This window comes from Microbacterium sp. bgisy207 (genome assembly GCF_965345035.1).
Taxonomy (GTDB): Bacteria; Actinomycetota; Actinomycetes; order Actinomycetales; family Microbacteriaceae; genus Microbacterium.
The window spans coordinates 22569-41548 of record NZ_CBDRMG010000009.1 but is presented as its reverse complement, the minus strand read 5'-3'; the positions used below and the strand labels follow the sequence as shown (position 1 = coordinate 41548).

Annotated in this window: 17 protein-coding genes; 4 read left to right on the top strand and 13 right to left on the bottom strand. The window is 67.8% G+C overall.

What is annotated here, in order from left to right:
* Positions 1-11: 11 nt before the first annotated feature.
* The 4 genes from ACSGC5_RS10270 to ACSGC5_RS10255 all read right to left on the bottom strand — a co-directional run bounded on the left by ACSGC5_RS10270 (position 12) and on the right by ACSGC5_RS10255 (position 5171).
* Positions 12-1727: a glycosyltransferase gene (locus tag ACSGC5_RS10270; protein ID WP_434970527.1), complete on the bottom strand. Its 1716-nt coding sequence runs from the start codon at positions 1725-1727 to the stop codon at positions 12-14.
* The gene (locus tag ACSGC5_RS10265) at positions 1724-2893 is read right to left on the bottom strand and encodes a hypothetical protein (protein ID WP_434970526.1); all 1170 of its coding nucleotides are present in this window, start codon (positions 2891-2893) and stop codon (positions 1724-1726) included. The genes ACSGC5_RS10270 and ACSGC5_RS10265 overlap by 4 nt, the downstream gene beginning before the upstream one ends.
* A 95-nt stretch (positions 2894-2988) precedes the next feature.
* Complete coding sequence (ffh, locus tag ACSGC5_RS10260; RefSeq protein WP_434970525.1) at positions 2989-4557, bottom strand: signal recognition particle protein; 1569 nt, start codon at positions 4555-4557, stop codon at positions 2989-2991.
* 53 nt (positions 4558-4610) lie between these two features.
* Positions 4611-5171 (bottom strand): TetR/AcrR family transcriptional regulator, encoded by a 561-nt coding sequence (locus ACSGC5_RS10255; protein ID WP_434970524.1) that lies wholly within the window; start codon positions 5169-5171, stop codon positions 4611-4613.
* An 81-nt stretch (positions 5172-5252) separates the two neighbouring features.
* Between ACSGC5_RS10255 and lipB the strand changes: the two genes are divergently transcribed.
* Positions 5253-5903, top strand: a complete 651-nt coding sequence (gene lipB / locus ACSGC5_RS10250; RefSeq protein ID WP_434970523.1) for a lipoyl(octanoyl) transferase LipB — start codon at positions 5253-5255, stop codon at positions 5901-5903.
* Positions 5900-6931, top strand: coding sequence for a lipoyl synthase (lipA, locus tag ACSGC5_RS10245; RefSeq protein ID WP_434970522.1), 1032 nt, complete (start codon positions 5900-5902; stop codon positions 6929-6931). The genes lipB and lipA overlap by 4 nt, the downstream gene beginning before the upstream one ends.
* Before the next feature lie 12 nt (positions 6932-6943).
* Here lipA and ACSGC5_RS10240 read toward each other — a convergent pair whose 3' ends face one another.
* The 3 genes from ACSGC5_RS10240 to smc are packed head-to-tail and all read right to left on the bottom strand — an operon-like array spanning position 6944 to position 11895.
* Entirely contained in the window at positions 6944-7444 is a 501-nt protein-coding gene (locus ACSGC5_RS10240; RefSeq protein ID WP_434970521.1) for a DUF2004 domain-containing protein, read from the bottom strand.
* A gap of 56 nt (positions 7445-7500) precedes the next feature.
* Positions 7501-8373, bottom strand: coding sequence for a signal recognition particle-docking protein FtsY (gene ftsY, locus ACSGC5_RS10235; RefSeq protein WP_434970520.1), 873 nt, complete (start codon positions 8371-8373; stop codon positions 7501-7503).
* A 15-nt stretch (positions 8374-8388) separates the two neighbouring features.
* Entirely contained in the window at positions 8389-11895 is a 3507-nt protein-coding gene (gene smc, locus ACSGC5_RS10230) for a chromosome segregation protein SMC (RefSeq protein ID WP_434970519.1), read from the bottom strand.
* A 463-nt stretch (positions 11896-12358) separates the two neighbouring features.
* On the opposite strand from smc, the gene ACSGC5_RS10225 reads away from it, so the two are divergent.
* Both ACSGC5_RS10225 and ACSGC5_RS10220 read left to right on the top strand, forming a co-directional pair.
* A complete protein-coding gene (locus tag ACSGC5_RS10225; protein WP_434970518.1) occupies positions 12359-12601 on the top strand; it encodes a hypothetical protein in 243 nt (80 codons plus the stop codon).
* Between the two features lie 53 nt (positions 12602-12654).
* Complete coding sequence (locus ACSGC5_RS10220) at positions 12655-13788, top strand: GNAT family N-acetyltransferase (RefSeq protein ID WP_434970517.1); 1134 nt, start codon at positions 12655-12657, stop codon at positions 13786-13788.
* On the opposite strand, the gene mutM is transcribed toward ACSGC5_RS10220, so the two are convergent.
* The 6 genes from mutM to ACSGC5_RS10190 all read right to left on the bottom strand — a co-directional run bounded on the left by mutM (position 13727) and on the right by ACSGC5_RS10190 (position 18924).
* A complete protein-coding gene (gene mutM, locus ACSGC5_RS10215) occupies positions 13727-14653 on the bottom strand; it encodes a bifunctional DNA-formamidopyrimidine glycosylase/DNA-(apurinic or apyrimidinic site) lyase (RefSeq protein WP_434970516.1) in 927 nt (308 codons plus the stop codon). The genes ACSGC5_RS10220 and mutM overlap by 62 nt on opposite strands.
* A 24-nt stretch (positions 14654-14677) precedes the next feature.
* A complete protein-coding gene (gene rnc / locus ACSGC5_RS10210) occupies positions 14678-15373 on the bottom strand; it encodes a ribonuclease III (protein ID WP_434970609.1) in 696 nt (231 codons plus the stop codon).
* The gene (gene rpmF, locus ACSGC5_RS10205) at positions 15370-15579 is read right to left on the bottom strand and encodes a 50S ribosomal protein L32 (protein ID WP_045297913.1); all 210 of its coding nucleotides are present in this window, start codon (positions 15577-15579) and stop codon (positions 15370-15372) included. The genes rnc and rpmF overlap by 4 nt, the downstream gene beginning before the upstream one ends.
* 33 nt (positions 15580-15612) lie before the next feature.
* Positions 15613-16104 (bottom strand): YceD family protein, encoded by a 492-nt coding sequence (locus ACSGC5_RS10200; protein ID WP_434970608.1) that lies wholly within the window; start codon positions 16102-16104, stop codon positions 15613-15615.
* Between the two features lie 111 nt (positions 16105-16215).
* Complete coding sequence (gene coaD, locus ACSGC5_RS10195; RefSeq protein ID WP_434970515.1) at positions 16216-16713, bottom strand: pantetheine-phosphate adenylyltransferase; 498 nt, start codon at positions 16711-16713, stop codon at positions 16216-16218.
* Between the two features lie 24 nt (positions 16714-16737).
* Positions 16738-18924, bottom strand: coding sequence for an ATP-dependent DNA helicase RecG (locus tag ACSGC5_RS10190; RefSeq protein WP_434970514.1), 2187 nt, complete (start codon positions 18922-18924; stop codon positions 16738-16740).
* Positions 18925-18980 lie beyond the last annotated feature (56 nt).

The following is an 18980-nucleotide window of genomic DNA, read 5'->3' as shown; positions in this document are numbered from 1 at the left end:
TCGCGCGCGGATCATCCGGGGGCAACCGCGCGATCACCCGTCCGGGAGGAACCGGCGGGTGCGACGGTCCCGGGCGTCGCCGTTCCGTCTTCGTGCAATTCGAAGGCCGACGTGCCGTGCTCGGTCTTCTGCCAGTAGTGCGGCTTGGTGATCAGCTGCCAGAGCGCCTTGTAGGAGGCGACCGAGTGCAGCAGCCAGTATGCCGGGTTGAGGATCGCCCACCCCACCAGGGAGAAGGCTCCCCGTTTGAACGGACCCATCATGTTGAGGTAGATCATCAGAGCGTTTCCGATGAGGAAGTTCAGCAGGCTCAGCCAGAGCACGATCGGGGGAAAGACCGGCGCGATGCTCCACCCGGCCAAGACAAGGGAGGCGACGAGCAGAATCGAGAAGGGAATGACGCCGAGAAATGTGAGCGGCGTCCCAGCGATGAGCAGTGCGAACGATCCGAAGCGGCGCAGTCCGATCTGACGGATCAGCGTACCCGGGCGACGGGCGTGCACGAGCGCTGTCTGCATGTACCCCTTGATCCATCGACTGCGCTGACCGATGAAGATCCCGATCGCGCTCGTCGCCTCCTCCATCGTGGTGGAGTCCACGACCCCGACTCGATACCCGAGCGCGCTCGCGCGGATGCCGAGGTCCGCGTCTTCGGTCACGTTGTACGGGTCCCATCCACCGAGCTCGCGCAACGCTCGGGTGCGGAAGTGGTTTGACGTGCCGCCCAGCGGAATCGGGAGGTCGCGAACGTCGAGTCCGGCGAGCATGTAGTCGAACCAGTAGCTGTACTCGAGTGTGAACAGCCGGGTCAGGACGTTCTCGCGAGCATTGAAGTAGTTCAGCGCTGCCTGCATCACGACCGTCTCGGGTGAGGCATGGGAGAAGGCGACGATGGTCTTCTTCAGCTGGTCGGGCTCGGGGGCGTCCTCCGCGTCATAGATGACGAGGAACTCGCCACGCGCGACCTCGAGACCGACATTGCAGGCGCGCGGCTTCGTCTGCGGCGATCCCTTGGGTACCGTCACGACAACGAAGTTCTCCGGCGGGTGCGAGGCCTCGATCGCCTCTCGCGTCTCGACGTCTTCCTCTTCGACGAGGACGATGATCTCGAGCTTGTGCGCTGGATAGTCCAAGCGCCCCAGGTTCGCCACAAGCCGCCCGACCACACCCGCCTCCCGGAAGACCGGCACCAGCACGCTGTAGATCGGTAGGTCCTCATCCCTGACCGTGCGGATCTCGTCGTCACTGACGCGTCGTACCAGATCGAACCGCGACCCGCGCAGCGCGACGGAGAACTTGAAGAGGGTACTGGCGAGGAAGATGACGCTGGCGACGGCGACGATCGAGACCACGGTCCCGATGGGCCACAGCACGACGAGCCCGACGAGCACGATCAGTCCGAGGAAGGCCCAGGCCTTTTGCCCGCGCGAGAGAACCTCGCGAGCAGACAGCCCCGGATCCTGCTGGTACAGACCATCTGCCGCCGACTCCACGAGCTCCTCCGAGAAGGACTCGACGATTGTCTCGACGATGTCGCGCTGCGACATCGATTCGATCCGGATCGGTGCATCGACCACTGCGCTGATGCGTGCGTCCCGCCGCGGTGACGACCGTCCGGAAGACCCGATGACGACGACCCCGTCCTCCCAGCGCAGCGGCACCCACCCCTCGCGGGCGTAGCGCAGGCGGAGGTCCGCGCGGGGAACCGAGGGGTCTGCCGGACTCATGCCAACACCCCCGCGAGCGCGTGAAGCCATCCGTTCACCGCCGAGCGATCCAGTGCGTCGAGAACGCCGACGATCCATAGCAACACGGCTGCGGCACAGACCAGGACCGACGGTACGGGGCCCCGGATGGCGGGCACCGCAGCCACCGCGAAGAGAAGCATCGCGATGAAGGTCGTTCCGGCGGTGCCAGGCGGGGTGAGTTCCAGCGTGTACGCAAGGATGATGCTCAGCGTGAGCGCGACGGGCAGCACGGCCATGGCCCGCGAGCCCAGCGCCAGCGTCGCAACGGAGACGATGACCATCGGCGCGAGGAACAGCAGGCCGGGAATCGTCGCGACGTTCTGAAGCACGCTTCCGAACCGCTCGCCGTTCCACGCAAAGTCACCACCGATCATCGCCCAGGGGTCGCCGACGAAGGCTGCGCCGAGCAACGCGAGCGATGCATAGACAGCGACGGTGGGGAACACGGCAACCACGGCGTTGGCCAGTCGTGCTCCCTGTCGCGACTGACGGAACAGAACGGCAGCAAGCGCCGCCACCACGGATGCGAAGATCAGCGTCGAGTCTGACAACGATGCGCACGCCAGCAGGATGCCGGCACGAAAGCCCGCTTGAGTGTTGGCCCACCCCACGAACCGTACGAGCGCGATCATTCCGAACCCGAAGAACATCAGTCCCACGATCGCTTCGAAGTTCGTCGTCGCGGTGAAGGCGAATAGCGGTGAGGTGGCCAGGACACCGACGAACAGGCTGCGCACCGGCAGTGTGAGTCCCCGGCGGTACAGCGCCTGGGCAACCGTCTGGACGATGTAGCCGGCAACGAACGACCCGGCGATCGCCAGTCCGAACGCGCCGCCCGGAATCACGAAGGCAAGGAAGTTCGTGATCGGCGGGTCAAGGAGTACGAGTGCCTGGATCGGGTCCGAGCCCGGGGCGAATCCCGATACGCGTTCAGAGAGGGCCTGGTTGGCTGTCCCTGCCCAGTCACCCGCGACGGCGACCTGGTATCCGAGTGCGAACACGGCATAGACGGCACCGAGGGCCACACGCAGAAGCGCACGACGCGCGGTGCTCCTCGGATAGCGCGGCACGCGTCCCGTGTCGCTTTCGAGGACGAGCGGCTCATCACGGGCGAACACGTTCGCCGCAGACAGCCCTGTCGTCACGCGTCCCGCCGCTCTGTGTGTCGCGTCATCCGGCGACGGTATGCCGCCTACACATCACGGTAGTAGCCGCGCCGGTCGAACCGACGCAGCGACCGTCAGTTCTTGCCGAGGAGCTTGTGCAATTCTGCGAGATCAGCCTCGGTCGGGGCCTGCTGGCCGCTGCCGAGACCGAAGCCCGACCCGGTCGGTGCCGGATTCTGTGCCGCGATCCCGGCATTCTCGGCGGCGCGCTTGGCGGGATTGCCCGACCGGGAGCCCTGGCGGGCCTTCTGGCTCTTCGACTGCTTGCCGCGCTTGGCGGATGCGCCAGGCCGCCCGCCGCCCGGGACAGGTCCCATCCCCGGGATGTTCGGCACACCGCCGCGAGCGACGGTCTTCATCATCTTGGCCGCCTGGTCGAAGCGCTGCACGAGCTGGTTGACATCGGTGACCGTCATGCCCGAGCCCCGGGCGATCCGCAGGCGGCGTGACCCGTTGAGGATCTTCGGGTTGCGCCGCTCCCCCGGTGTCATCGAACGGATGATGGCCTCGGTGCGATCGATCTCGCGCTCGTCGAAGTCCTCGAGCTGCTGCTTCATCTGACCCATGCCCGGGAGCATCCCGAGCATCTTCTTCATCGAGCCCATCTTCTTGAGCTGCTGCATCTGCTCGAGGAAGTCCTCGAGCGTGAACTGCTCGGTCGCGAGCTTCTCGGCCATCTTGGCCGCTTCTGCCTCATCAAAGGCCTGCTGGGCCTGCTCGATGAGGGTCAGGATGTCGCCGAGGTCGAGGATGCGGCTGGCCATCCGGTCGGGGTGGAACGGCTCGACGTCCTCGAGCCCCTCCCCCGTCGAGGCGAAGATGATGGGACGGCCGGTGACGGAGGCGACCGAGAGGGCAGCACCGCCTCGGGCGTCGCCGTCGAGCTTGGACAGCACGACGCCGGTGAAGTCGACGCCCTCCTGGAACGCCTTCGCGGTGTTGACGGCGTCCTGACCGATCATCGCGTCGATGACGAACAGCACCTCGTCGGGGTCTGTCGCGCGGCGGATGTCGGCGGCCTGCCTCATGAGTTCGGCATCCACACCCAGGCGGCCGGCGGTGTCGATGATGACGATGTCGTGCTGCTTCTGCTTTGCGAACTCGACGCCGTCCTTGGCCACCTTCACGGGGTTGCCGACGCCGTTGCCCGGCTCGGGCGCATAGATGGCTGCGCCGGCGCGCTCGGCGACGACCTGGAGCTGATTCACGGCGTTCGGGCGCTGCAGGTCGCACGCGACCAGAAGCGGGGTGTGGCCGTCCTTCTCGAGCATCTTCGCGAGCTTGCCCGCGAAAGTCGTCTTGCCCGAGCCCTGGAGCCCCGCGAGCATGATGACCGTCGGCGGGTTCTTGGCGAACTGCAGGCGACGCTGCTGACCGCCGAGGATCGCGACGAGCTCCTCGTTGACGATCTGCACGACCTGCTGCGCCGGGTTGAGCGCGCGGTTGACCTCGTCGCCGAGCGCGCGCTCGCGCACCTTCGCGGTGAAGTCCTTGACCACGGGGAGCGCGACGTCGGCATCCAGCAGCGCGCGCCGGATCTCGCGGACCGTGCCGTCGACGTCCGCGGGCGTGAGCTTGCCCTTCGTGCGGAGATTCCGGAAGGTTTCGGTGAGGCGGTCCGAGAGCGTGCCGAAGGTTGCCATGATCGTCCGATTCTACGTGGGATGCCGGCCGTCGCGACCCACGGCCACCCCCATCACCCGACGACCGCGAGCGCCTCAGCCAGAAGACCGTCAAGCCGCTCTCGACCCGCGCCCGCGAGCGCCCACGCGCGCAGCGCCGCGATCACCGCGCCGGCATAGCCTGCAGCATGGACCTCAGCGGGCAGCGATGGTTCCCCGGACCGTTGCAGGTACGCACTGATCGACCTGGCGATGCGCCACTGCCGTATCGCCATCTCTTGGGCTAGTTCGGGAACGACACCCATCGCGTCGGAGTGGACCAGCGCCAGTGCCAGCGCGTCGGGCGCGAACTGAGACAGCGCCTCGCGGACGGCATCCGACACGACAGACGACGCATCCTGCGATGGGCAGGCGGCTGCCAGAAACCCGTCGAGGAACGCGATCCTGGCGTCGAGCCCCGACCAGAAGACGTCGGATTTCGACTCGAAGTAGTTGAAGAAACTCGACCGGCTCACGCCCGCGCGCCGAGCGATCTGCGCAACCGTGGTCCGCTCGTAGCCCTGCTCGAGGAACAGCTCGCACGCCGCTTCAGCGATGAACTCGCGCGATACCGCGTGCGGCCTGCCTCCGGACATGCACGCAGAGTACACGGTCGACCCGACGCACAGACGGCGTATTGTTGGACGCAGTCCATAAACCGCCGAGGAGGCGCACACGTGCTCGACATCCTGGAGGCGGGGCTCTCGCCCGCGACAGTCCCCTACCTCGACGGGTGGGCGCTGCAACGACGGATCCACGACGAGGTCGCGCGCGGGGAACGGCCCGACACGCTGATCCTGCTCGAACACGACCCGGTCTACACGGCGGGAAAGCGCACCGAGGCGCACGAACGTCCCACCGACGGGACCCCCGTCATCGATGTCGACCGCGGCGGGAAGATCACCTGGCATGGACCCGGACAGCTCGTCGGCTACCCGATCGTGCGCCTGCACGAGCCCGTGGACGTGGTAGCCCATGTGCGGCGCATCGAGCGCCTGCTCATCGCGGCCCTGGCGTCGTGCGGAGTCGACGGTTACCAGGTCGAGGGCCGCAGTGGGGTGTGGGTGCGCCGCCCTCTGTCGGAGGACAAGGTCGCCGCGATCGGCGTCAGAGTCCAGAGGGGTGTCACGATGCACGGATTCGCGGTGAACTGCAACAACACCCTGTCGGGGTTCCGCGGCATCATTCCGTGCGGCATCACGGATGCCGGCGTCACGACGATCAGTGAGGTCGTCGGAGCCGACATCGCGCCCTGCGACATCCTGCCCGAGGTGATCGCGCAGTTCGAGAACGAGTACGCCGACGAGTACACGGAGGTCACGGCATGAGCACGTGCGGCACAGGACCGGCGACGGGAGCGCAGGCGGCACCCGAGGGTCGCAGGATGCTGCGACTGGAGGTCCGCAACGCCCAGACACCGATCGAGCGCAAGCCGGAGTGGATCCGCACCAAGGCCAAGATGGGCCCCGAGTACACGCAGCTGCACAGCCTCGTGAAGGACGAGGGCCTGCACACCGTGTGCCAGGAGGCCGGCTGCCCCAACATCTACGAGTGCTGGGAAGACCGCGAGGCGACCTTCCTCATCGGCGGATCGCAGTGCACGCGGCGCTGCGACTTCTGCCAGATCGACACCGGCAAGCCCGCCGCGTACGACACCGACGAGCCCCGGCGGGTCGCCGAGAGCGTGCAGCGGATGCAGCTGCGGTACGCGACCGTCACATGCGTCGCGCGTGATGACCTCGGCGACGGCGGTGCGTGGCTCAACGCCGAGACGGTGCGGCAGATCCATACCGTCAACCCCGGGACCGGCGTCGAGCTGCTGGCCACGGACTTCAACGGGGATCCGCGGCTGCTGAACGAGGTCTTCGACGCGCGCCCCGAGGTGTTCGCCCACAACGTCGAGACGGTGCCCCGCATCTTCAAGCGCATCCGTCCCGCCTTCCGCTACGAGCGCTCCTTGGACGTGCTCACGCAGGCGCGCGCCGCCGGTCTCATCACGAAGTCCAATCTCATCCTCGGCATGGGCGAGGAGCCCGACGAGGTCGTGCAGGCGCTGCAGGACCTGCACGACGCCGGAACCGACATCGTCACGATCACGCAGTACCTGCGTCCGTCGCCCCGGCACCTCCCGGTGGCCCGGTGGGTCAAGCCCGACGAGTTCGTCGCCTTCAAGGAGGAGGCCGAGCGAATCGGGTTCCTCGGTGTGCTGGCGGGGCCGCTGGTGCGCTCCTCGTACCGAGCCGGGCGACTCTGGGCGCAGTCGATGCTGTCGAAGGGCAGGCACATCCCCGACAACCTCGCCCATCTCGCGGACGACATCGCCCGAGAGGGTCTCAGCTTCGCGCAAGCGGTGTGAGAGCGGCCCGGATCAATCGGCGCTGGTGACCGAGAGCACCGCTCCGTCGGAGGCGATGTTCACGAGGAGCACATCGTCGGTGGCATCCGGGTCGAGCGCATACTCGAGCACCGCAAACGGATCAGCGCCCCCGTGCTCGTCCGCGAGGATCGTCATGCTCATGAGCTGAAGCGCACGGATCACGTCGATGTGGGTGTCTCCCGAGACATCAACGAGGAAGTCCTCGAGTTCCTCCCCGAGTTCTTCCTGCTGCTGCAGGATGTACTCCGTCACCTCGCTCGTGCGATCGCTCAGCTGCGACACCATCGCTTCCCGGGCGGTGCGATCCACATCCTCGAGCGATGAGATCAGTGAAGCGGCGACATCCAGGGCTGCCGGCGAGACGTCGTCCTGATCGGGCGCGGTCAGATCAACGGTGACCGACTGGTCTCCGAACTCGACGTTTTCGGACCAGAAGATCGAACCGTCCGGGCCGGATTCCAGCAGGCCGAAGAAGTCGTGCTCGATCGCCATGACCCCATGAAACCAGCCCCGGGGGCCGACCGATAGTCCTCGTCCTCGGCGCGGCGTCAATCCACCAACGCAGCAGCGAAGACGTGGGGCGTGAAGCCGGTCAAGTCGCCGATCCCCTCGCCCTGTCCGAGGAGCTTGACCGGGATGCCGGTACGTTCCTGGACGGCGAGCACGAAACCGCCCTTTGCGGACCCGTCGAGCTTGGTCAGCACGAGTCCGGTGACACCGGCGTGCTGCAGAAACGCCTCCGCCTGCATGACGCCGTTCTGGCCCGTGGTGGCATCCAACACGAGCAGCACCTCGCTGATCGGCGCCTGCTTCTCGATCACGCGACGGATCTTGCCGAGTTCGTCCATCAGGCCGCCTTTGGTGTGCAGGCGCCCCGCCGTGTCCACCAGAACGATCTCCGTGCCGGTGCGCTTGGCATACTCGATCGTCTGGTACGCGACGGATGCAGGGTCCTGGCCCTCATGCTGCGGGCGGACGATGTGCGCCCCGCCGCGTTCTGCCCAGGTCGCGAGCTGATCGACGGCCGCCGCCCGGAAGGTGTCGGCGGCCCCGACGACGACGCTGCGCTGATAGCGACGGAGGAAGTTCGCGAACTTGCCGATCGTCGTGGTCTTGCCGACGCCGTTCACGCCCACCACAAGGACGACGGCGGGGCGCTCCGTGAGCTTGAGCGTCGTGTCGAACTTCGCGAAGTGCTCCTCGAGCGTCTCTTTCAGCATCCGCTGCAGATCCCGGGGATCGGTGGTGCGGTATCGATCGACCTTCTCGCGCAGCTCGTCCACGATGCGTTCGGTGATATCGGGTCCGAAATCGGCTGTCAGCAGCGCGGTTTCGAGGTCATCCCACGTCGTCTCGTCGATCGTGGGCTTGACGAACATTCCGCGCAGCGCCCGTCCGAGCGACCAGGAGGATTCGGCCATGATCCCACCCTACGGTCAGCTGGCGGCGCGGTCGGCGATGCGCTGCCCGACCACTGCGGAGACCCCGTCCTGCCGCATGGAGACGCCATAGAGCGCGTCGGCGATCTCCATCGTCCGCTTCTGGTGCGTGATGACGATGAGCTGGCTGCTGGCGCGCAACTGCTCGAACACGCCGAGGAGGCGCCCGAGGTTGGCGTCGTCGAGCGCCGCCTCCACCTCATCGAGGATGTAGAACGGACTCGGCCGCGCTTTGAAGATCGCGGTCAGGAGGGCGACGGCCGCCAGCGAACGCTCCCCTCCTGACAGGAGCGAGAGTCGCTCGATCTTCTTGCCGACCGGCCGCACAGCGACCTCGATGCCCGTGGTGAGCGGGTTGTCGGGGTCGGTCAGGCTCAGGCTCCCCGACCCACCCGGGAACAGGATGGGGAACACCTCGTCGAAGGCCGTACGCGTGTCCTCGAACGCCGCCAGGAAGATCGTCTGCATGCGCTCATCGAGGTCATCGATGATCGTGACGAGATCCTTGCGCGTGCTCGTGAGGTCGGCAAGCTGCTCGGTCAGGAACGCGTGACGCTGCTCGAGGGCGGCGAACTCCTCGAGAGCGAGCGGATTGACCCGGCCCAACTGCGCGAGTTTGCGTTCGGCATCCTGCAATCGACGACGCTGACTTGTGCGATCAAAGACCCCCGGCTCCTCACCGTCTTCGGCAGGTATCGGCTGGTCGGGGCCGTATTCCGATATGAGAATGTCCTCGTCGAGGCTCAGCTCCGAGCGAGCCCTCTCCAGAATGCTGGTCACGTGGAGTCGCTTCTCGTGCATCTGCAACTCGAGCCCGTGCACGCTTTCGGTCAAGCCCGCAAGGCGTTCCCGGACCGTCGCCTCCTCCGCGCGAACCGCCGACAACTCCGACGTCACAGCCGACCGGGCGGACTCGGCCTCGGCCAAGGCAAGCCGGGCCGCCGCGACCGACCGGTCAACCGAGTCGAGCACCGGCGGCAAGGTCGCAGCGACATCGGCTGCCACCTGGCGCTGGCGACGCCGGATCACCGCTCGCCGAGCGGCTTCCTCCGCGGCTGCGGCCTCACGCTCGCGCTGGCGCTCGAGTTGCTGTACTCGCGCCTGGCCTGCGCGCACGCGCTCGCGGAGCGTCTCGACATCCAGCCGTGCCCGCATCTCATGCTCACGCGCACTCTCGAGCGCCTCGAGCAGCCCGTCACGCGCGGACGCATCGAGGATAGGTCTGGGGGCTTCGAGCGCGTGCTGCAGCTGCGTCTGAGCCGATGCGGCGGCGGCTGCCGCCTCGTCCCGTGAGCTTTGCGCTTGCGCCACCGCCGCAGCCAGTCGTTCGCACTCGGCCGCCGCAGCCTCGACCTGAACTGTCGCCCGATTGACCTGCTCGGTGTGGGCCGCGACCGCGGCATCGTGCTCGCGTAGCCGAGTGAGCGCCGCACTCGTCCTCCGCTTCGCTTCCTCGGCCTCGACCCGCGCATCGGCGAGCGCTTCGCGCAGCGAGTCGGCAACGACGACGAGCTCGTCGCGGCGCTCCGCTGCCGCGTCCCGCTCGGCCAGCAGCTCGAGTCGCGACCGCGATGCGCCGGCGCCAGCGCGCAGGGACGAACCCGTGAACAGTTCGCCGGCGCGTGTGACGACGGTGATCGTGCGAGGATCGGCGATGATCGTGGCGGCGTGATCTCGCACCGCCGCAAGATCATCCGCGATCAAGACCCGCGACAGCAGAGCGCGAACGCCGGCCGGGCCGATCACGACGTCGCTGGCCGGCCGAAGCGAGCCGAAGCCGGACAGGTCGTCGGTGGCAACGTCGACCTCGCCGATGACGAAGTCGACGAGGCCGCGGTCGGCATCGCGCACCCGCGTCGCGAGCGCGAAGCCGTCCTCGAGGCTGTCGACGAGCACGCCCTCGGCCCGAGGGCCCAGCACGGCGGCAATCGCCGCCTCGTATCCGGGCGTGATCTGGATGGCGTCGCCGACGAGGCTGCGCACGCCGGGCGCGCCCTCGGCGATGAGATCGGCGGATGCGTTCTTGACCCCCAGCGCACGAGTGAGCGCGGTGGTCTGTGCGGTCAGAGCCTCCACCTCACGCTCGGTCGCGTGGAGCCGGTCCCGCAACTCCGAGACCCGGGTGTCCGTCTCCTGGGCTCGGCGCTCGGCTTGCTCGTACTCCGCGGCGTACTCGGCAGAACTGCCCTCGGGAACAAGGTCGGGATCGACGCCCGCCAGCTCCGCGGCGGCGGCATCCCGACGGGCCGTGGCCGCGTCGAGTGCGCGCTGCTGCCGTGCGAGCGCGTCGTCGATCGCGGCGAGCGCTGACTCCGCCGCATCCGCGGCGCCCCGAAGCGCCGTGAGCTTCATGTCGTGCTGCGAGACCAGCGCGCTCTGCTCGGCAATGTCGACATCGAGCGCGTCCAGCTCCGCGCGGGCCCGCTGCACATCGCGAGCCGCCTCGGATGCCGCATCCTCGGCGTCGGTGAGCCCAGACGAGACCTCGTCGATCTCCGCGCGCGCGTCCTCGATCATCGCGCTCGTGACCGTACGGACCGCGGCGGCATCGTCGTCCTCGGACTCCCCCAGCAGCGTCATCCGTTGGCCGGCGAGCGAATAGAGCCCCCGCAGGCGCTCTTGGATGCGCTCGAGTGAGAACAGGACGCGGCGTGCGCCGTCGACCGCCTCAGAGCGCTGGTCCGCCTCCAACTGCGCGATCCGCGCGCGGAGCTGGTCGGATCGATCCTGAAGAACGAGGCGCTCGGTATGGCGCTCGTGCTCGGCGCGCATGTGGTCTGCCAGCTCCGCGCGCAGGCCGACGAGCTCATCGGCGATCAGCCGCGCCTTCGCGTCGCGGACCACAGCCGCGATCGTGGCGGCCTCGCGAGCGATCTCGGCCTGGCGCCCGAGAGGCTTGAGCTGGCGACGAAGCTCTCCGGCCAGGTCGCTCAGGCGAGTGAGGTTCGCCTCCATCGCTTCGAGCTTTCGCAGGGTCTTCTCTTTGCGTCGCCGGTGCTTGAGGATGCCGGCAGCTTCTTCGATGAAGCCACGCCGGTCCTCCGGTGAGGCTTGCAGCACCGTGTCCAGGCGCCCCTGCCCGACGATGACGTGCATCTCCCGCCCGAGCCCAGAATCACTCAGCAGTTCCTGCACATCGAGCAGGCGACAGGCTTCCCCATTGATCGCGTACTCGCTCGCGCCGTTGCGAAAGAGCGTACGGCTGATCGTCACCTCGGAGTACTCGATCGGCAGCGCCCCGTCGCTGTTGTCGATCGTGAGCTGCACCTCGGCGCGTCCGAGAGGGCCGCGCGTGGAGGTTCCGGCGAAGATGACATCCTCCATCTTGCCGCCGCGCAAGGTCTTCGCGCCCTGCTCGCCCATGACCCATGCCAACGCATCGACGACGTTCGACTTGCCGGAACCGTTCGGACCGACGATCGCGGTGACGCCGGGCTCGAACGCGAAGGTCGTCGGCTGGGCGAACGACTTGAACCCCTTGAGCGTGACGCTCTTCAGGTGCATGCGCGTTCCTTCCCGACCAGCAACGTCGACCAATGCGGCCGGCCGTCGACCTACGGTACCCTGCCGCGCCGCACGACTGTGGGAGCCAGGCCACGCCCGGGCGACACGCCCGGGCGGAAGCCGATTCTGGGAGGTTGCTTGACACGACGCTTCGGGACCGGCTAGCATTCCAGATCGCGACACGTCACGAAAGGAGGACAGCCATGATGATTCGCACTGCAGTATTCGGAGACACTCCGATGCGCGCGCTCGTGGGACTGACCTCCCCGTACGCTCCCGCCGCTCCCAGCGCTGTCTGACACGCCCTGGTCGAGCCACCGGACCCGATCGGTTCCGGTCCACGGACGATATGTCCGATCCTCACTCCGCGCGTCACCGCCCTGCCATACATGGCCAGGCGAGCTGATGCATCTCGCGGCCCGTCGGCTATCGCCCGGCATCCGCCACTGTTCAAAGGCATCTCATGTACACCACGATCGAGCCTGTCGAGGCTCTCATCACCCACCCGCACATCCGCCGACATCTCACGCTCGCCGAACGCGCAAGCCTTCGAGTTGCCCTCTGGATCCTCACACGCCACGTGCGCCGCGCTGCTTCACGTGAGCAGCGTGACGTCGCCCGACACCGCTACGACCTCGACCGTGCGCGCCAGGAGCGCGACGCCCAGACGCTTCGCCTTGCTGCCTGGCATCTCGGCGCGAGGTGAGAGCACCCGGGTACGAGCCGATGACCCGATCACACGTTGACAAAGGACATGACGTGGAGACCGCGAACGCCCTCATCCGGCCCCTCACCATCCCGAGCACGCTCGGTGGCCCCGACGCCGCAGAGTTCCTCGAGATGGTGAGGGTCCGCAACATCGTCTACGAAGAGATCAGCGGTAACCGGGATGAGGAGCTCGATGCGGCCGTCCTGCTCCCCGCGTACCAGCCGTCCGCTTTCGACGAGCGGCTGTTGTGGAGCATACGCGACGGCGGAGAGTTCGTAGGGCGGGCCGGCCTGGACCTTCCCCGCGATGGGGACGAAACGATCGCCTACGCACAGATCGAGCTGCGCCGCCACGCGTGGGGGCGAGGCATCGGTACCGCCGCGCACGAGATCCTCGAGTCGGCGGCCGCTGCTCACGGGCGCCGCGTGATCGAGACCTGGATCGAGCATCCCTCGGCGGCCGGCGAGCAGCTCACGCCACCGACGGGGTTCGGACGGATCCCCCTCGATCACGCCGCACGGTTCGCGTTGCGCCACGGATACGAGCTGCAACAGGTCGAGCGCAAGAGCATCCTGGATCTGACAACAGACGCGGGGCCGACCCTTCTCGACGACCTCCACCGGCAGGCCGCGGCGGCCGCCACCGGGTACGACATCGTCTCCTGGCATCCCCCGACACCCCCGGAGTTCGTGGATGACTACGCGTGGATGAAGTCACGGATGAGTGTGGATGCACCGAGCGCCGGGATGGACATCGCCGAAGAACAGTGGGATGCCGCCCGCATCGCCGAGCACGACACGCACTGGATCGACGGGGGGCGCACCGTACTCATCGTCGCCGCGCGCCACCGAGAGTCGGGACGACTCGTGGCTTTCACCGAGCTGGCCTCCAGCCCCGGGCATCCGGTGACACATCAGGAGGACACCCTGGTCCTGAGGGAGCATCGCGGGCATCGACTCGGGATGCTCATCAAGACCGCGGCGCTGCGGCACTGGCGCGGCCTGGCACCACACACACAGCGGGTCCTGACCTACAACGCGGAAGAGAACCGACCGATGCTCGACGTGAACGAGGCGATCGGGTTCCGCCCCGTCGCGTACATCGGCGCGTGGAAGAAGTCACTCACTGCGGCATGCGCGGTGGCCGCTGACACCGCGGGCAGAAGTGGCTCGAGCGATTCGTGAACGCCACCTTGACGATCGGGGCACCGCACCGAGGGCACGGCTGGGCGGTCCGGCCGTAGGCATTCAGCGAGTGCGCGAAGTACCCCGCCTGGCCGTTGACGTTGACGTACTGGGCGTCGAAGCTCGTGCCCCCCTCGGCCAGCGCCTTCTCGAGCACGGTCCGCACGTCGCCGACCAGGCGATGAACCGCGCGGGTGCTCAGCTGCGCGGCGGGAGTGTCGGGATGGATGCGCGCAGCCCACAGCGACTCGTCCGCGTAGATGTTCCCGATCCCCGAAACGATGGTCTGGTCAAGAAGCACCCGCTTGATCGCGGAGGCCTTTCGGGCAAGGACCTGCCGGAAATGGCGCAGGTCGAAACCCGGATCCAGAGGATCGCGGGCGATGTGCGCGACCTGAGCGGGAACGAGGGCATCAGCCGCCCCGAGCCCCCCGGGCAGGCCATCCGCAGTGGGCACGAGCGGGTCGATGGCAAGGGAACCGAACGTGCGCTGATCGGCGAAGACGACGGCAAGATCGCCATGCTCGGGGTGGCGGAGGTCGAGGCGGACGCGTTCGTGGCGTTCGAGCGGAGAACCTGACGGGCGCAGGAGCATCTGGCCGCTCATCCCCAGGTGTGCGACGAGCGCATCCACGGCGCCCGTCTTTCCGGAGTCCGCGGTGGCGAGCGGAATCCACAGGAACTTCCCTCTTCGCGCGGGTGTCCGCAGTATGCGGCCCCGCAGTCGGCTCTCGAAGTCGATCGCGCCGGGCGGATGCCGCGTGAGGGCGCGGTCGTCGGCCACGGTGGCGGCCTCGATCACGGCATCCGTCACGGCCGGCGCCAGGCCCGCGCGGACGACCTCGACTTCCGGAAGCTCAGGCATCGTCCACCTCAGCCACCGCGGAGCTCAGGCACGGGAGGTCAGCTCGTGCCATGCCCGGAGAGCCGCGGCCATCTCGGCCTGCTTCTTGCTCGTCCCCGCTCCTTCAGCACGGTGATCGCCGACGGCGACGATCGCCGTGAACCGCCGGTCGTGGTCGGGTCCGGTCGATGACACCTCGTAGGCAGGAGGCGCGACGTTCCGGCGTGCCGCGAGCTCCTGCAGTGCCGTCTTGGGGTCGACAGCTGCCCCGTAGCGATCGGGGTCGGACAGCAGCGGATCGATGAGGCGGAGCACGAGTTGCGATGCAGCCTCCGGTCCCGCCGACAGGTACGTCGCGCCGAACACGGCTTCCATCGTGTCGGCCAGGATCGAGTCCTTCTCCCGGCCCCCGGTCTGCTCCTCGCCGCGCCCGAGCAGCACGAACGCCCCGAGGTCGATGCTGCGTGCGACCTCGGCCAGCGCGACGGTCGAGACGACAGCTGCCCGGCGCTTGGCGAGCGCTCCCTCGTCGAGGTCGGGATGCGCGCGAAAGAGCCGAACGGTCACCGCCTGACCGAGCACCGCGTCACCGAGGAACTCGAGCCGCTCATTGTGGGGAACTCCGCCGTTCTCGTAGGCCCACGACCGATGGGTCAATGCCAGCGTAAGAAGCTCGGGGTCGATGTCGATCCCGAGCTTCTTGGCGAGTTCAGCGGACTCGCGAGTTGTCACGACGATCAGACGTCGGCGACCTTGCGGCCCTTGTACTCGAGGAAAAGCTCCGTGCCCTGCGAGTCGGTGACGACCTTCGCCTGGTGCGGACGGCTGTAGACGGTCTTGCCGTTTTCGACGGTCTTCACGAGAGTGGGCGCTTCCGCCTTCCACTGCGCGCGACGCGAGCGGGTGTTCGAACGCGAGACCTTGCGCTTCGGGGGGTTACCAGCCATTGTTCAGCTCATCTCTTTCTTCTCGGCGGCCACTCACGCGCGTGAGTCCTGGTCACCGTGGTCCGTGGTGTCGTCCTGGGGGGTGTAGCCCTGGAGCGTCGCCCACCGCGGATCGATGGGTTCGCGCTCGGGCGAACCGGTGTTCTCGGTCAACCGCTCACCCGTGACCGGATCAAGGCCGGGGCAATCCGGCTGACACACCGGTTGAAACGGAAGCGACAGGACGATCGCATCCCTGACCGGAGTTTCAAGATCCACGTGGTCGCCTTGAACCTCGAAGTCAGTTTCTTCTCCCCCAGGATACGCGAAAAGCTCCTGAAACGCGACGCGGACACTCTCGGCGACCTCGCCCAGGCACCGTCCACAGGTTCCGGTGTACTCGGTGTCGACCTCGCCGGTGGCGAGAATCCCCTCGTGGACGCTCTCCAGCCGCACATCCACGACGATCGGCTCGCCCTGCGCGACGGACACGAGGCCTTCCCCCCACTTGTCCGGCGCGGGGATCTCGAGGGAGAACTCCCGCATCTCGCCAGGACGGTGCGTGATGTCACGGACGGGGATCACGAACGGTCCCGAGTGCTGCCTGCTCACGGGGGTCCATGCTACCCGCGTGAGCAGAGGCCGTCTCGATCGAGGCTAGAGGTCGTGACCGCCCGTGTGCAGAAAGCGAGCGACCGCGGGCGGCACGTACGGCGAGACGTCGCCTCCCAGGGCAGCGACCTGACGGACCAGAGAACTCGACACCATCGCGTGCGCCGGGTCGGGCAGCAAGAAGACGGTTTCCACGTCGGCGAGGTCGCGATTGACAACCGCCATGGGCACCTCGTACACGACATCCGCTTGGGAACGGATGCCTTTCACCAGCACCCCCGCGTTGACGTCACGCGCGTAATCCACGAGCAACCCGACGCTCCAGGAGGCAACGACGACATTGCCGTCGATGTCGTCCTCGGCGATCGACTGTTCCAGCAGCGAGAGCCGCTGCGCGATCGGGAGCATCGCCTCTTTGCCGGGGTTGTGCACCACGACGACGTGAAGCTGATCGTACAGTCGCGCTGCGCGACGGATGACGTCGAGGTGACCGCGGGTCGGCGGATCGAAGGAGCCCGGAACGACGGCGATCCGACTGTTCATGCTGTCAGCCTACCGGGGCCGGGATCAGTTCTTGGCGAGCGCGGCGCGCTCCTGCTGCCCCACTCGCCGCTCGATCTCGTCCGCGAGTGCACGGTGCGCCGACAGGGTCGGGTCATCGTCGAGGACCTGTTCCGCGACTGCCCGGGCGTGGGTGATGAGGTCGGCATCCTTCACGACCCGCAACAGTCGCAGTGACGAACGCGCCCCCGACTGCGCGGCTCCGAGCACATCCCCCTCCCCTCGAAGCTCCACGTCGACCTCGGCAAGGGCGAACCCGTCCACGGTGCCGGCCACCGCCTCGACCCGGGCACGGCCCAGGGTCCCCACCTCGCTCTCCGTCACCAGCAGACACAGGCCCGGCACCGAACCTCGACCGACGCGTCCGCGCAACTGGTGCAGCTGCGAGACCCCGAACCGGTCGGCCTCGAGGATCACCATGGTCGAGGCGTTCGGCACGTCCACCCCGACCTCCACGACGGTCGTGGCCACCAACACATCGATTCGCCCTGCCGCGAAGGCCTGCATCACGGCGTCCTTCTGGTCGGCCGCCATCTTGCCGTGGAGGATCTCGACCGCGAGTGTCTCGAAGGACGGATGCCGAGACAGCAGTTCAGCAACCTGCACGACCCCCCAGCGGGTTCGCTGCCCGCTCGGCGCGCTCCCCTCCGCGGGCGGTGCGTCAGCGACGGGGGCGTCGGCATCGTCGACGGCCGCTGCCCCACTGGCGGCGGCGTCGATGGCTGGGCACACGACGAAGGCTTGGCGACCGGCGGCGACCTCTTCGGCGACCCGCTCCCAGACGCGCGCGAACCACGCAGGTCGATCCGCCACCGGGGCGACGAAGGTCTCGATCCCCGCGCGGCCGGCGGGCATCGAGCGAATCGTGGAGACGTCGAGGTCGCCGAACACCGTCATGGCGACGGTACGCGGGATCGGTGTGGCAGTGAGCACAAGGACGTGCGGTGTCGTCCCCTTGGCACGCAGCGCCTCGCGCTGATCGACCCCGAAGCGGTGTTGCTCGTCGACGACGACGAGCCCCAGGTCCGCGAAGGTGGTCGACTCGCTCAGCAGGGCGTGCGTACCCACGACGATGCGGGCCTGGCCGGATGCCACGCGCAGGGACGCCCGGCGCCGCTCGGCGGCGGTGAGCTGGCCGGTCAGCAGTGTCGGCATGAGTTCGACGGCGAGGTCGGGTCCCAGCATCCGTGCGATGGAGCGCAGATGCTGGGAGGCGAGCACCTCGGTCGGTGCGATGAGCGCCGATTGCCCGCCGCTCTGCGCGACCTGCAGCATCGCCCTCAGCGCGACGAGGGTCTTACCCGAACCCACCTCGCCCTGCACGAGTCGGTTCATGGGCCACTGACCGACCAGATCGAGCGAGATACGGTCACCGACCTCCACCTGATCGGGTGTGCGCGGGAACGGAAGCGACGCGTCGAAGCGCTCCACGAGGGCTCCCGCAGGTCTCGGTGTCGCCCGCAGCGACCGCACGAGCTGGCGCTGCTGCAAGAGTGCCGCCTGCAGCACGAACGCCTCATGCCAGCGCAGCGTCGCCCGGGCAGGCTCGATGTCGTCCATGGCGGCGGGACGGTGAATCCGCTCGAAGGCATCGCCGAACGGCAACAGACCCTCGGCCCGTCGGACATCGGCGGGAAGGGGGTCAGGAACCTCGCCGAGTCCATCGAGGACGAGACCGATGATCTTTGCGATCTGCCAACTCGCGAGCGACGAGGTCGCGGGATAGATCGCAACCGGAACGTTGGCCGTGGCCTCGGCGGTCGCCCGCGCGCTCACCTCGTCATCGAAGAGCTCGTAGTCCGGATGCGTCAGCTGGAGCGTCCCGCGGTACTCCCCCACCTTGCCCGCGAAGACTCCTCGACGGCCCGGCCGCAACTCCTTGGCCCGCCAGGCCTGATTGAAGAACGTGAGCGAAAGCTGACCGTTCCCGTCACTGATCACGACCTCGAGCAGCGAACCGCGGCGGTTCTGCATCCGTCGCTCAGTGGCACTACGCACCTCCGCGACGATCGTCACCGCTTCGCCGACCGGGAGTGACGCGATGGGCGTGAGTTCGCCGCGGCGCGCGTACCGGCGCGGGTAATGCTCGAGCAGGTCGCCGACGGTTCGCATCGCGAACGCGCGTTCGAGCGCCTTCGCGGTCTTTCCGCCGACAGCGCCGTCCAACCGCGACGACAGCGTGAGGGCGACCATGTCCCGAGTCTAGGCAGGACCTCGGACGCGTACTCCTCGATGACAGCACCGACGAC